Here is a 13,813-nt window from a genome sequence, read left to right as displayed (position 1 = left end):
GATCTATGGGCTCGCGATCGACGGTGTCGCTAGCGTGATGGACTTGAGGACGGTGGGTGCGGGCACGGGCTTCCGGGTCGTCGAGTTCCCGGGGGCGGCAGGTATGACCGGCACCCAGCTGGAGGCGAAGAGCCGGGAGCTGGGCGTCTCGGCCATGGCCCGTCCCGAGGACGGCGCCTGGGACCCGACGAACCCCGGCGGCTTCTACTTCGCGACGACCGCCAGCTTCAACGGCGTCAGCCGGCTGTGGCACCTCGACTTCGCCGACGCCGCCGACGTCACGGCGGGCGGCACCGCGACGATCGCGGTGGCGAGCCCGGCCTATGACCCGGCCAAGTCGCAGGCCGAGCAGGAGGGCCCGCGCATGATCGACAACATCACTGTCAACGACCGGGGCCAGGTCTTCCTCCAGGAGGACCCGGGCGGCAACGACTACCTCTCCGGCATCTTCCAGTACGACCCCGCGACGAGCGCGGCCGTGCGCGTTGCACGGTTCGACGCCAAGCGGTTCGCCCCGGGCGCCGCGAACTTCCTCACCCGTGACGAGGAGAGCTCCGGCATCATCCCGGTGCCGTTCCTCGGCGAGGGCAAGTACCTCTTCGACGTTCAGGCCCACTACGCGACCGGCGACAAGGAGACGGTCGAGGGCGGCCAGCTCGCGCTGCTGTCGGTCGCGCCCGGCAAGCCGGCGCGCTGACCCCATCACGACGACGACGCCACTGCCCCGGGAATTCCGGGCGGTGGCGTCGTTCGTTCTTTTGAGGTGTGCCGCCTCTCAGATGTGCCGCTCAGCCTACGGTGGGTCGTCGCTTGTTCCGCCCATGGTGGAGCGACCGCCGTTGCTCCCGGCGCGGCGGATGAGACGTGTCGCGGGCAGGCGCCCGGCGACGATGTCCGCGGCGAGCTCCGTCAGGGGCCGCTGGGAGGCGCGGGCCGCCGAGCGGAGCATCTCGAAGGCGGCCGTGACGTTCACGCCGGCGCGGGCGGCGATGACGCCCTTGGCCTGCTCGATACAGACACGGCTCTCGAGGGCGCTCTGCAGCTGCCGGGTGAGCTGGTCGTGGTCGCGCTGCCTACGGTCATGGACGATCCCCACCGTGGCGACCGAGCACAGCAACCGGGCGAGCTGGAGGTCCCGCCGGGAGAAGGACCTGGCCTCGGTGCGGAAGAGGTTGAGGGCACCGATCGTCTCGCCGGCGAGCAGCAGCGGGACGGCGGCCGCCGTCGTGATCCCGAGGGAGCGGGCCGCGGGCACGAAGGCGGGCCACTCCTGCTCCATGGCGTCCATGTCGTCGACCAGAATCTCGTCCCCGGTGAAGAACGCCTTGTAGCACGGCCCCTCGCGGCTCTGCAGCTCGAGCAGCTCGAGGGCCTTGGCGTCGTCACTGGAGCACGCGAGGACGCCGAGCGTGCCCTCGTGGTCGTCGAGGACGAGCCCGGCCGAGGCCGCGTCGAGCAGGTCGAGGCACCCGTGCATGACCCGGTCGGCGAGGTCGGCGACGTCGAGGCCGCTCACGAGGTCGTCGGCGATGGCAGCAAGGTGCGCGAAGAGACGATCCTGACGCGCACTGTCCATGCCCGCTCCTCTCCTGGCCATGGGGATGCGACCCCGTCATGGGCCCCTACCCCCGCGCCTCCGCGTCCGTCGAACCGGACATTTCGGGCGGCGCGGTGCGGACTCATGGGTGACCGGACGGTGGAGGACCGGACGGTGGAGGACCGGAGCGGTGCAGAACCGGACCGTGCACGCCCGAGGGCCCCGCACGCTGTCGCGTGCGGGGCCCTCCCCCGAGGCGTGACGGCTGTCGAGTGATACCTCCCCCTCTCAAGGGTTCACCGCACCAGCCGCCAGATCCCGCTCAGCCTCCCCCCCGGCAGGGTTCAGCGGGACGTTCCTGGGATCGCAGATCCGGCAGGCGCTGGTGTCCCCCCAGCACGCGCGCCGCAACTCGCGACGCGGTGGCTCTCACCTGCCGGATCGTTGGTGTCATGTGGCCGGACGCTCCTCAACCTGAGTGGATTCGGGAGGGCGGGGTCCGGGCCCGGAAACATGGAAACACCCGGTCAGCCGCCTCGTCAAGGGGTTCTTGTCCATATGAACAAGAACCATCCTGTGGACGGCGGTGCCGCCCGTCCCCGGGCGATATCGGTATGCCGCCGAGCCCGGCGCACTGGCACGCTTGGCTTGTGCCTCTCCCGCAGACCGACCTCGCACCCACCCTGACGGACGGCGTCGTCACCCTTCGAGCCCACCGCCTCGACGACGTCGACGGGATCCTCGAGCAGTGCACCGACCCGGAGAGCCTGCGATGGACGACCGTGCCGCGCGGCTACACCCGGGACGACGCGACGGCGTTCGTCGAGCGGATCCATGAGGAGTGGGGCATGGCTGGCGGAAACCGCTACTGGGCAATCGAGTACCTCGACGACGGTGGGCCGCGCTTCGGTGGCACCATCGACCTTCGACCCGGCGCCACGCCACGGACGGCGAGCATCGGCTTCGGGCTGCATCCGGCTGCCCGGGGCCGGGGTGTGATGTCACGGGCCGTCCGTCTCGCCGCGGGTCACGGGTTCTCCGAGGGACTCTGGGGCGCACCGCTGGAGCGGATCCACTGGCGGGCCATCGCCGGCAACTGGGGCTCACGCCGTGTCGCCTGGGCGACCGGGTTCACCTTCCACGCGACCATCCCGGAGGTGCACGTCGACCCGAGCGATCCGCAGGGGTCTGCTCTCGACTGCTGGTACGGCAGCCTGGCCGCCGGCGAGGAGATGCGGCCGAGCGATCCGTGGTTCGTTCCGGCTCCGCTCAAGGGCACGGGGATCCGGTTGCGGGAGTGGCGGGACTCGGACGGTGACGCCCTCGAGGACCGGTCCGCCGACCCGGTGCACTGGATGCCGGAGGCCGCCGTGCTGCGGCGCGACACCTTCCAGGCGGCGCTGCTGGCCCGGCGTATGCGGATGGCGACGGGCGTGGCCGTCCACTGGTGCGTCGCCGACGCCTCGACCGATCTCGCGCTCGGCGACGTCCTGATCTTCAGCAGGGGCGGTCCCCTGACCGGCGACACGGCGGAGCTGGGCTACCAGCTGAACCCGAGCGCGCGCGGACGCGGCGTGGCACGGGAGGCCGCGCGTCTCGTGGTCGACTTCGCCTGGACGCCCCGGGCCAAGGGGGGCCTGGGGATGCGCCGCCTCGTTGCGGAGACCGCGGCGGACAACGCCGCCTCGAACCGGGTCCTCGAGTCTCTGGGCTTCACCGTCTACGGCAGGGAGCACGCGGTCGACAAGCTTCCCGACGGTTCGTTCGGCGACGGGCTCCACTGGGAGCTGCTCCCGCCGGGTGAGACGCAAGTGACCGACCGCTCACTCGACCTGGGGCGCGAGTGACGCAGCGCTCACTCGACGTGAGGGCACCCGTCCTTTCTCCGTCGAGTGAGCACTCGGCCCCAGCGGTCACAGAGGTCACGGGCGAGCGGGAGTGCACCCAGCGGCATTCGTGATCGGGCTTCTCGTGTGGGACGTTGCGCACACTGAGCGACCCGCGGCGCCGGTGCGGCTCGGACGTCGCTAGCCTGAGCAGGAGCGGGCGGCTGCCGTGCCCGTCGTGAGGGACTGATGATCGAAGCCACGTCGCACCGCCCCCAAGGCGGCCCAGCCCACCTGCGGAGGCACTCCGGGCCGCCCGTCGTGCCGATCTTCTTCGTCTCCGACAGCACCGGGATCAGCGCCGAGACGCTCGGCAACGCCCTGCTCATCCAGTTCCCGGACGTGCGCTTCGAGCGGCAGCTGTTCCCGTTCGTCTCGACGGTCGAGGAGGCCCGCAAGGTCGTCCAGGTGCTCGACAAGGCGGCCGAGGGACCGGTCACGCCGCTCGCCTTCTCGACGCTCGCCCCGACCGAGCTGCGCGACGAGCTGCGGCGGACGACGTGCCCGCTCATCGACTTCTTCGACATCCACATGCCGCGGGTCGAGTCGGTCCTCGGCACCACGGGCATGCGTGTACCGGCTCGGCTGCACGGCCTCGGCGACGTCAAGCGCTACAACCACCGGATGTCGGCGATCGAGTACGCCATCGAGCACGACGACGGGCAGAGCCTCCGGGCGCTCGACAAGGCCGACGTGATCCTCATCGGCCCGTCCCGCTGCGGCAAGACGCCGACGAGCATGTACCTCGCCCTCCAGCACGGGCTGTTCGTCGCGAACTACCCCCTCGTCGAGGACGACTTCGAGAGCACCGAGCTGCCCGCTCCGGTGCGGGCCCACCGGCGGCGGTGCTTCGGGATCGTGACCACCCCCGAGCGGCTCTCGCAGGTGCGCCAGGAGCGGCGCCCCAACTCGCGCTACGCCTCCAAGGAACAGTGCGCCTTCGAGATCCGGCGCGCCGAGGCCCTCCTCCGCGCCCACCACGTGCCCGCGACCAACTCCGCGACGAAGTCGGTCGAGGAGATTGCCACCGTCATCATGCAGACGATCCACCGGAGGAGCAGAACATGAGCCGCAACGTCGTACCGTTTGCCGAGCTGGGGATGGACGACATCCACATGGTCGGTGGCAAGAACGCCTCGCTCGGCGAGATGGTCTCGAACCTCGCCTCCGCGGGCGTCAATGTGCCGGACGGGTTCGCGACGACCTCCGATGCCTACCGCGCGTTCATCGGCGACACGGGCCTGGCCGAGCAGATCGCCGACCAGTTGCGCGGTCTCGACACCGATGACGTCGAGCAGCTCGCCGCGGTGGGCCGCTCGATCCGCGAGACGGTCGTCAAGCAGCCCTTCCCCGACGACCTTGAGGCGGACATTCGGACCGCCTACGAGGAGCTGACCGGCGGCGACGAGTCCGTGTCGGTGGCGGTGCGGTCGAGCGCGACGGCGGAGGACCTGCCGGATGCCTCGTTCGCCGGGCAGCAGGAGACCTTCCTCAACATCCGCGGCGTCGACGCGGTCCTGACTGCCATCCGCGAGGTCTTCGCGTCGCTCTACAACGACCGGGCCATCGCCTACCGGGTCCACCACGGCTTCGAGCACGAGACCGTCGCGCTCTCGGCCGGCATCCAGCGCATGGTGCGCTCCGACATCGGCGCCTCGGGCGTCATGTTCACGATGGACACCGAGTCCGGCTTCGCGGACGCGGTCTTCATCACGTCGTCGTATGGGCTCGGTGAGGCCGTGGTCCAGGGCGCGGTGAACCCGGACGAGTTCTACGTCTACAAGCCCGCCCTGCGCGCCGGCAGGCCGGCGATCCTCAAGCGCGGCATCGGCGGCAAGGCGACGCAGATGGTCTACACCGAGGACCGGACGGTCGGGAAGACCACCGAGTTCGTCGATGTGCCCGAGGACCAGCGCAACATCCTCAGCCTCACCGACGACGAGGTGCTGGAGCTCGGACGACACGCGCTCGCCATCGAGGAGCACTACGGCCGTCCGATGGACATCGAGTGGGGCAAGGACGGCGCTGACGGCCAGATCTACATCCTGCAGGCTCGCCCCGAGACGGTGCAGTCCCGGCGCTCCGGCAGCGAGCTGCAGCGGTTCCGGCTCGGCGAGAAGGGCACCGTGCTCGTCGAGGGGCGGGCGATCGGGCAGAAGATCGGCGCCGGCACGGTCCGCGTCCTGGAGTCCGTCGAGCAGATGCGCGACTTCCAGGCGGGCGAGGTGCTCGTCGCCGACATGACCGACCCCGACTGGGAGCCGATCATGAAGCGCGCGTCGGCGATCGTGACCAACCGCGGTGGCCGGACCTGCCACGCTGCGATCATCGCCCGCGAGCTCGGCATCCCGGCCGTCGTCGGGACGGGCTCGGCCACCCGAACGCTGCAGGACGGCGGCGAGGTCACCGTCTCGTGCGCCGAGGGCGACACGGGCAACGTCTACGAGGGACTGCTCGACTTCTCCGTCGAGTCGACCACCCTCGAGTCGATGCCGGACATCCCGGTCAAGATCATGATGAACGTCGGCACGCCGGACCAGGCCTTCGCCTTCAGCCGGCTGCCGAACGAGGGGGTCGGCCTGGCCCGGCTCGAGTTCATCATCAACCACCAGATCGGCATCCACCCCAAGGCCCTCCTCGAGGTCGAGAACCTCGAGGACCACCTCCGCGACGAGATCAAGGCGGCGACAGCGGCATACGACACCCCGCGCGACTACTTCGTGAAGCGGGTCGCGGAGGGCGTCTCGACGCTCGCGGCGGCCTTCGCGCCGAAGCCGGTCATCGTGCGGATGTCCGACTTCAAGACGAACGAGTACGCGAATCTCCTTGGTGGCGAACGGTATGAGCCGAGCGAGGAGAACCCGATGCTCGGCTACCGGGGCGCGTCACGCTATCTGTCGGAGGAGTTCGCGGACTGCTTCGCGATGGAGTGCGAGGCGCTGAAGTACGTCCGCGACGAGATGGGCCTGACGAACGTCAAGATCATGATCCCGTTCGTGCGCACGGTCGCCGAGGGCCGGGCAGTGATCGACCTGCTGGCACACCACGGCCTGGTCCGTGGCGAGAACGACCTGCAGGTCGTCATGATGTGCGAGCTCCCGTCGAACGCGGTCATCGCCGGCCAGTTCCTCGAGCACTTCGACGGGTTCTCGATCGGGTCGAACGACATGACGCAGCTGACGCTCGGCATCGACCGTGACTCCAGCCTGGTGGCGGCCGGCTTCGATGAGCGCAACGACGCGGTCAAGTTCATGCTGAGCGCGGCCATCCGGGCGTGCCGGGAGCGCGGGAAGTACATCGGCATCTGCGGGCAGGGCCCGAGCGACCATCCCGACCTCGCGGCGTGGCTCATGGAGCAGGGCATCGAGAGCATGTCGCTGAACCCGGACACCGTCGTCGACACCTGGCTGAGCCTCGCCAAGCAGACGAGCTGAGGCCGCCGGACTGGCGTCACCCGCCGACGGGGCCCTCACCGGTCCAGTCGGCACGGGCCTCGGGCAGGGTCGGCTCGAACAGCTCGACCGGGTTGCCGGAGGGATCCTCGAGAAGGATCTGGCGTCCGCCGACGCCCTCCACGAGGTCGTTGCGGAACCGCACGCCGGCGTCCCGGAGCTGTTGCACGACCACAGAGAGGTCGTCGACCTGCAGGGAGAATCGGTTCCACCCGCCCGGCGTCGGCAGGGTGCCGTCGGGCATCGCCTGCCCACCACCCGCCCCGCCACCGGGAGCGTTGAGCACGAGCCGAAGGTCGTCGACGTCGTCGACGATGTAGCGCACAGTGTCAAGGGTGGGTATGCCGCTGAGCTGGGTGAGTGAGCCGGGTGAGTGAGCCGTGTGAGCGGCATACGTGACCTGCGGCTCGGGCTCGGCAAGGATGGGGATGTGCCCGACGACTTCCTCATCGCCCGGAACCCGGACGGGGACAGCAGCCTGCCCTATCTCGTCCGGATCCCCTTGGGGCCGAACGGGATCGTGCTCAAGGTCCGGGAGATGTGGCCTCGGACGACGAAGGTCTACTGCCACCGCGCCGACTGCTGGCCGCCGGAGGCCGACATCGTCGAGCGGGTCGGCACCCGGTCCTGCAACCGACGTGGCGCAGCCATCGAGCTCGTCCTCGACCGGGGGCGCGAGAACCGGTCGCAGTTCGTCCTCACGTACGTCCGCGGCCGGGAGGCGATCTTCTGGCAGAGCGCCCGGACGACGAAGCAGGCGCGGCCCCGGGTCACCCTGCCCAGGGCCCGCGCCGGGGGTCCGGCCAGCGAGCCGGATGTGCCCCGCGAGCTCGAGATCCTCGTCGACGTCCACGAGCGCTACGGGTGGAAGTTCTCGGGTCAGCAGGTGACGACACGCAGGGCCCCCCTCGCGGTCGGCGACTATGCCGTCGAGTCCGACGGTGAGATCGTCGCGGCGGTCGAGCGCAAGTCCCTCGAGGACCTCTCATCATCCCTGCTGAGTGGGAAGCTCAGGTACGCGCTCGCGGAGCTGAGCGGCGTACCCCGTGCCGCGGTCGTCGTGGAGGAGCGATACTCCCGCGTATTCGCGCTGAGGCACGTCCGACCGGCCGCGGTCGCGGACGCGATCGCGGAGTGCCAGGCCCGCTACCCCTCGGTGCCGATCTTCTTCGCCGAGACGCGCGCGCTCGCCCAGGAGTGGACCTATCGCTTTCTCGCTGCGGCTGCTCACGAGGTACGGCTCGAGGCTGCCGGCGAGGCGCGCTTCGGTTCGCTCCCCAAGGCCGGTCCGGCTCCCGCCGCGCCGGCGACGACCGCCGAGGTCCGGGCGTGGGCCCTCGAGCACGGGTATGCCGTGTCCGACCGGGGGCGCCTCCGCCCGGAGATCCGGAGCGCCTACGAACAGGCTCACCGCGCCTCGGGGTGAGGGGCGTGCGGGGTCGGGCGTCCGTGAAATGGGGCGAAAACGGACGTTCGGGATGAGCCGCCTAGGTACCAGCACTCAGATCTGAGCGGGCGCGTATCTGCGAACGTCCACCGGCCTCCTTGTGGCATCGGGACATCACCAAAGGAGACCAATCCCCATGTCGCACTATGTAATTCCCCAGCAGGAGCAGTTGAGCAGCGAGCTCGAGACGCGCGTGACCCATCGCCACGTCCGGCGTCCGGCCGCCGTCGACGCCCTGCACCGCCTGCTCAACCGCTGGAGCATCCCGCTGCTGCGGATCAGCCTCGGCCTCGTGTTCCTCGGCTTCGGCGTGCTGAAGTTCTTCCCCGGGCTCAGCCCGGCGGCCGACATCGCCGCAGCGACGATCGACAAGCTGACCCTCGGCCTGGTGTCCGGCAGCGCAGCGGTCCTCCTGACCGCGGTCCTCGAGACCTTCATCGGCCTGACCCTCGTGACGGGCAAGTTCCTCGAGCTCGGCCTCATCGTGCTCGCCGGCGCGCTCGTCGGGATCCTCTCGCCGCTCGTGCTCTTCACGCGGGAGCTGTTCCCGCACGGGCCGTCGCTGCTCGGCCAGTACGTCCTCAAGGACTTCGTCCTCGCGGCCGCCGGCCTCGTCGTGGCAGCGGTCGCCCTCGGCTCGAGGCTCGAGCCGAACCGCGATGACGACTGATGAGAACTGCGACCTGAGAGCTGAGAACCGCACCATTCCCCTGGGATTTGAGGTATTCCGGCGCCCGCAAACGGCACCGGAATACCTCAACCAGGGGGTTTGTGATGTCGGGAAGTGGCCTCTCGACGGTTGGTGGCCTCGACGGCGGGCCGGGTCTGGGGAGGTGGGTTACCCCCCGCGGGAGTCCCTCCACCTCTACCCCGCCCGCCGCGTCGACGCTGATCGTCAGGGTCGCCTCGCCGATCCGCAGGCCCGCCACCCGCAGCGGCCCGAACGGCGCCGAGGTGGCCGGCCGCACGGTCACCGTCCGGTTGGGCACGTCGGCGTCGAGCCCGAGGGCGACGGTGAGCATCGCGACCGCCGACGCGGTCGCCCAGGCCTGGGGACGGCATGAGGCCGGGTATGGCGCGGGCTCGCCGAGCGCGCCGGTGCCCGAGAACAGCTCGGGGAACCGGTAGTCGAAGGCGGAGCCGGCATCGAGGAGCCGGGCTGCCACCGCGGCTGCCTCGTCGAGGTGGCCCTCCTTGGCCATGCCGAGCGCGCACACCGCGGTGTCGTGCACCCACACGGACCCGGTGTGGTAGCCGATCGGGTTGAAGCCGCCGTTGTCCGTGGCGAACGTCGCGATGCCGTAGCGCCCCAGCATCGTCGGGCCGGTCAGGGTCTCGACGACCCGCGCGGCCTCCTCGGGAGTCAGCGTGCCGGTGCCGAGCACGTGGCCCATGTTGGACCCGACGCCGTCGACCTGCCGCCCCTCTCCGTCGATCGCCATCGCCAGGTAGGACTGGGGGTCGGCCTTCACCCAGAACGAGTCACGCACCCGGTCGACCATCGAGTCAGCCCACGCCCCAAGGGATTCCGCGAAGGGCGCATCCTCTTCGGTTCCGAAGGCGCGGAGCAGCAGGGCTGCGCCGCGGGCCGCCTCGACCGCATACGCCTGGGCCTCGACGAGCGCGATCGGCGCCTCGGCGATCCGACCGTCGCGGAAGCGCATCGAGTCGCCCGAGTCCTTCCAGCCCTGGTTGACGAGCCCGTGGCCGCTCTCGTCCACATACTTCACGAGGCCGTCGGGATCCGGCGCTGCGACCTCGGTCAGCCACAGAGCGGCCGCACGGAGGTTGGGCAGCAGGGCGCGCACCTCGTCCTCGGGCATGCCCCAGCGCCACGCGTCGTGCAGCAGGCAGATCCACAGCGCCGTCGCGTCGATCGTGCCGTAGTAGACCGGTGGCAGGCTGAAGCCCATCTCCGGCCCCGCGTGTGCCGCTCTCCGCAGCTCGTGGGGGATCTTGCCCGGGGCCTCGGCCGTCGCGGCGTCGAAGCGGGTGCCCTGCCGCCGTGCGAGGGCCCGCAGGGTCCCAGCCGCGAGGCGCTGGCCCAGCGGCAGCGCCATACGGGCCGTCCAGATCGAGTCGCGCCCGAAAAGGGTTAGGTACCAAGGCGTTCCGGCGGATGCGAAGACGTCGCGCTCGTCCTCAGGGTCCGCGAGGAGCAGGCTCTGCAAGTCGGCGAGCGACGTGTCGACCAGCTGGGCCAGGCGCGGGTCTGCGGCCCTCACCGAGACCTGTCCGTTCCAGTCGAGCCGGCCCGAGCCCGCATCGGCGGGGAAGTGCGACGACCCCGTCCGCTCGGTCGTCACCTCGACCGCGACCTCCACGGGCACCCCCTGGGCAAGGCTGACCGGGAAGCTCCCCCACACGCCCTGGTCGTCGACCGACAGGACGTCTGGCGTGGGCTCGAAGGTGATAGTCGTGATGAGGCGATCGCTTTGCCAGCAGGCCTGATTCGCTGAGGCACGTAGCGGCTCGAGGATCGAGCCGGGGCCGAGCCCGGACTTGACCGCCGCGATGTCCCGGGCGTCGCCGGCCAGGCGGACCACGAGGGCCGTCTCGATGGGGTGGGCCGACCGAGAGACGACCGAGATCCGCTCGGTCAGGCTCCCGCCCGTCAGCTGGCGGAGGCGGCGCACCTCGATGGTCGGGTCGGGTCCACGGTCACCGAGGTGGCGGGCCGAGCCGAAGAACTCGCTGCGCGAGCCGCGGCTCGCGCTCGACACCTCGCTCACGGGGGCACCGCCGAGCTCGACGGTGAAGCTCGAGAGGACGCGCTGGTCGTCGACGAAGAAGCCCTCGGTGCCATGGCCGGCCATCGAGCCGTCGGTTCGGCTCAGCGCGGTGCCGTTGCCGTCGGTGCAGATCGCGAGCCGGTGCAGCCACGGCTGGCGCGGTTCGGAGTCGCGAGCCACGTCGGTCCGGGTGGCGGCTGGCTCGACGTGGGAGGCCGGGCGGTCGTCCATGTCCACTCCTCATCGAGTCTCGGTTCATTGCGATCAGGGGACGAATTCCACCCTTCGCCTTGACAGGCCCGGGGCGGAGGCAACACTATCCCGATACCGATATGAACGTTCAAATGCCTCAGGGCAGGAACGTTTCACCTTCGAGGGCAGGACGTCAAGGGTGACCACAGAACCGCGGGCGAGGAGGCGCGTGACGATCAACGACGTCGCGCAGGCCGCCGATGTCTCACGGCAGACGGTGAGCAACGTCGTCAACGCGCCCGAGAAGGTGGCCCCCACGACACTGGACCGGGTCCGGCGTGAGATCGACCGCCTCGGCTTCCGGCCCAGCCGTGCAGCGAAGAACCTCAAGCAGGAGCGGGCCGGCGCCTGGGGCATCGAGCTGAACTCCCACGGCTTCGGCCGGCTCGGGGCCGTGCTCGACACCTTCCTCGTCGAGCTGACGACCCAGTCACGCCGGCACGACTCCTATGTCGTGCCGTTCACCGCCACAGACGGCAACCACCCGATCCCCGCGTACGAGGACCTCGTGGCGAGCCGGATCGCCGACGGCTTCGTGCTCACCGACACCCGGCGGGATGACCCCCGGCCGCAGTGGCTGCAGGAGCGATCCATCCCGTATGCCGCATTCGGCCGGATCTGGGACGACCCGACCATCACGACGTGGGTCGACGTCGACGGCGCGGCCGGTGTGGCCGCCGCCGTCCACCACCTCGGCGAGCAGGGCTTCGAGCGGATCGGCTGGCTCGGCTGGCCGGAGGGCTCGCCGGTCGGCGACGACCGGCGCAGCGGCTGGGCCCGTGCCACCGAGGAGCTCGGCCTCGCCAACCCGGCCTGGGTGGGCCAGTCGGAGCAGCGCCTCGAGCTCGCGGCACCCACGGCCGCCACCCTCATCGACCGGATCGGGCGAGGGGGCGCCATCGTCTGCGCCTCCGACGCCCTCGCTCTCGGCGCCTGGCAGGTGCTCCTCGAGCGCGGTTTCCGCCTCGGCGCCGACTTCGGTCTCGTCGGCTTCGACGACACCGACATCTCGTCCGCGATCGGCCTGACCACGCTGCGGCAGCCGCTCGCGGCCGTCGCTGACAGCGTGCTCCGGATGCTTGGCACCGGGAGCGCGACGGAGGCTGCCTCACCAGCCGGCATCCTCCTGCCCCCTGAACTGGTCATCCGGGCCAGCTCCACCCCTGCGGGCGACCGCACGACAACCGAGAGAGGCACACTATGAGAGCTCGAAAGACCCGCGGCGCAGCCGTGTTCGCTCTCGCCGCCACCGGCGCGCTCGTCCTGAGTGCGTGCGGAGGGGGCGGCGGTTTCAACAACAACGGCGGGACCCCGGCGCAGAACACCAAGTCGGGCCCCGTCAAGCTGACGGTCATGATCGGCAGCTCGGGCGACGCCGAGACGAAGGCCGTCAAGGAGGCCACCCAGGCCTGGGCGACCAAGACGGGCAACACCGTCGAGGTCATCGCCGCGTCCGACCTCGGCCAGCAGCTCGGCCAGGCCTTCGCCTCGACGAGCCCGCCCGACGTCTTCTACACCGACGCCTCGAAGATCGGCACGTTCGCCAAGGCGGGCAACCTCTACGCCTATGGCGACCAGGTCAAGGACGCCGGCTTCCTGCCGAGCCTCGTCAAGGCCTTCACCTATAACGACAAGTTCTACTGTGCGCCGAAGGACTACTCGACGCTCGCGCTGCAGATCAACACCGAGATGTGGAAGGCCGCCGGGCTCACCGACGCCGACATCCCGAAGTCGTGGGAGCAGCTCGAGACCGCCGCGAAGAAACTGACCAAGGGCAAGGTCACCGGCCTCGTCATCGGCAACGACATCAACCGCGGCGGCGCCTTCATGAAGCAGGCCGGCGGCTGGATCGTCTCCGAGGACGGCAAGCAGATGACCGCCACGAGCGGCGCCCCGCTGACGGGCCTGCAGGAGGTCCAGAAGCTCATGAAGGACGGCGTGCTCAAGTTCAACACCGACACCTCCCCGGCCACCGGCTGGGGCGGCGAGGCGTTCGGCAAGGGCCTGGCCGCGATGACGATCGAGGGCAACTGGATCGCCGGCGGCATGAAGGACTTCCCGAACATCAAGTACAAGAGCTACGAGCTGCCCGCTGGTCCCGGCGGCAAGGGCACGCTGCTCTTCAGCAACTGCTGGGGCATCGCGGCCAAGTCGGCCAACCAGGCGCAGTCGGTCGACCTCGTGAAGTCGCTCATCACGACCGAGCAGCAGATGAAGTTCGCCGACGCCTTCGGCGTCATGCCGTCGACCGAGGCAGGCGCGAAGGAGTTCGCCCAGAAGTACCCGGACGACTCGGCCTTCGTGGCCGGCGGCGAGTACGGCCAGGGCCCCGTGAACCTTCCCGGATTCGACGAGGTCATGGCAAAGTTCAACTCGCAGCTCGCACAGCTCGGCAAGGGCGCTGACCCGAAGAAGATGCTCGAGGACCTTCAGAAGAACGGAACGGCCGCCCTCCAGGGCAACGGCTGATCCAGCCGACTCAGCGGGTGGCACCCGGCCGACCGCAT

General features: G+C 70.1%; 11 protein-coding genes. 8 read left to right on the top strand and 3 right to left on the bottom strand.

Annotation, left to right across the window (positions count from 1 at the left end; translation table 11 throughout):
• On the top strand, positions 1–697 hold a 697-nt coding region (locus ACTHJJ_RS10135), incomplete at its 5' end, for a hypothetical protein (RefSeq protein WP_440302820.1).
• 96 nt (positions 698–793) lie between these two features.
• Here the strand turns inward: ACTHJJ_RS10135 and ACTHJJ_RS10130 are convergent.
• The gene (locus ACTHJJ_RS10130) at positions 794–1,576 is read right to left on the bottom strand and encodes a GAF and ANTAR domain-containing protein (protein WP_440302819.1); all 783 of its coding nucleotides are present in this window, start codon (positions 1,574–1,576) and stop codon (positions 794–796) included.
• A 611-nt stretch (positions 1,577–2,187) separates the two neighbouring features.
• Here ACTHJJ_RS10130 and ACTHJJ_RS10125 point away from each other — a divergent pair.
• From ACTHJJ_RS10125 to ppsA, 3 genes are all read left to right on the top strand, one after another.
• A complete protein-coding gene (locus ACTHJJ_RS10125) occupies positions 2,188–3,384 on the top strand; it encodes a GNAT family N-acetyltransferase (RefSeq protein ID WP_440302818.1) in 1,197 nt (398 codons plus the stop codon).
• Between the two features lie 228 nt (positions 3,385–3,612).
• Complete coding sequence (locus ACTHJJ_RS10120) at positions 3,613–4,491, top strand: pyruvate, water dikinase regulatory protein (RefSeq protein WP_440302817.1); 879 nt, start codon at positions 3,613–3,615, stop codon at positions 4,489–4,491.
• Positions 4,488–6,857 (top strand): phosphoenolpyruvate synthase, encoded by a 2,370-nt coding sequence (gene ppsA / locus ACTHJJ_RS10115; RefSeq protein WP_440302816.1) that lies wholly within the window; start codon positions 4,488–4,490, stop codon positions 6,855–6,857. The genes ACTHJJ_RS10120 and ppsA overlap by 4 nt, the downstream gene beginning before the upstream one ends.
• Before the next feature lie 16 nt (positions 6,858–6,873).
• On the opposite strand, the gene ACTHJJ_RS10110 is transcribed toward ppsA, so the two are convergent.
• On the bottom strand, positions 6,874–7,200 hold the full coding sequence (locus tag ACTHJJ_RS10110; RefSeq protein WP_440302815.1) for a VOC family protein: 327 nt from the start codon (positions 7,198–7,200) through the stop codon (positions 6,874–6,876).
• Between the two features lie 48 nt (positions 7,201–7,248).
• On the opposite strand from ACTHJJ_RS10110, the gene ACTHJJ_RS10105 reads away from it, so the two are divergent.
• Positions 7,249–8,301: an ERCC4 domain-containing protein gene (locus ACTHJJ_RS10105; RefSeq protein ID WP_440302814.1), complete on the top strand. Its 1,053-nt coding sequence runs from the start codon at positions 7,249–7,251 to the stop codon at positions 8,299–8,301.
• Positions 8,302–8,458: 157 nt separating this feature from the next.
• Positions 8,459–8,992 carry a DoxX family protein gene (locus tag ACTHJJ_RS10100; RefSeq protein ID WP_440302813.1) on the top strand — a complete coding sequence of 178 codons (534 nt, stop codon included), beginning with the start codon at positions 8,459–8,461 and terminating at the stop codon, positions 8,990–8,992.
• Here the strand turns inward: ACTHJJ_RS10100 and ACTHJJ_RS10095 are convergent.
• The gene (locus ACTHJJ_RS10095; protein WP_440302812.1) at positions 8,904–11,285 is read right to left on the bottom strand and encodes a glycogen debranching N-terminal domain-containing protein; all 2,382 of its coding nucleotides are present in this window, start codon (positions 11,283–11,285) and stop codon (positions 8,904–8,906) included. The two genes, ACTHJJ_RS10100 and ACTHJJ_RS10095, sit on opposite strands and share 89 nt — an antisense overlap.
• A gap of 190 nt (positions 11,286–11,475) precedes the next feature.
• On the opposite strand from ACTHJJ_RS10095, the gene ACTHJJ_RS10090 reads away from it, so the two are divergent.
• Together ACTHJJ_RS10090 and ACTHJJ_RS10085 are read left to right on the top strand one after the other, a co-directional pair.
• Positions 11,476–12,510, top strand: coding sequence for a LacI family DNA-binding transcriptional regulator (locus ACTHJJ_RS10090; RefSeq protein WP_440302811.1), 1,035 nt, complete (start codon positions 11,476–11,478; stop codon positions 12,508–12,510).
• Positions 12,507–13,775 carry a sugar ABC transporter substrate-binding protein gene (locus ACTHJJ_RS10085; protein WP_440302810.1) on the top strand — a complete coding sequence of 423 codons (1,269 nt, stop codon included), beginning with the start codon at positions 12,507–12,509 and terminating at the stop codon, positions 13,773–13,775. Before ACTHJJ_RS10090 ends, ACTHJJ_RS10085 begins: the two co-directional genes overlap by 4 nt.
• Positions 13,776–13,813 lie beyond the last annotated feature (38 nt).

Source organism: Intrasporangium sp. (genome assembly GCF_051961875.1).
GTDB lineage: Bacteria > Actinomycetota > Actinomycetes > Actinomycetales > Dermatophilaceae > Intrasporangium_A.
The sequence above is the reverse complement of the archived record's forward strand: the minus strand, read 5'-3'. Positions and strand labels throughout refer to the sequence as shown.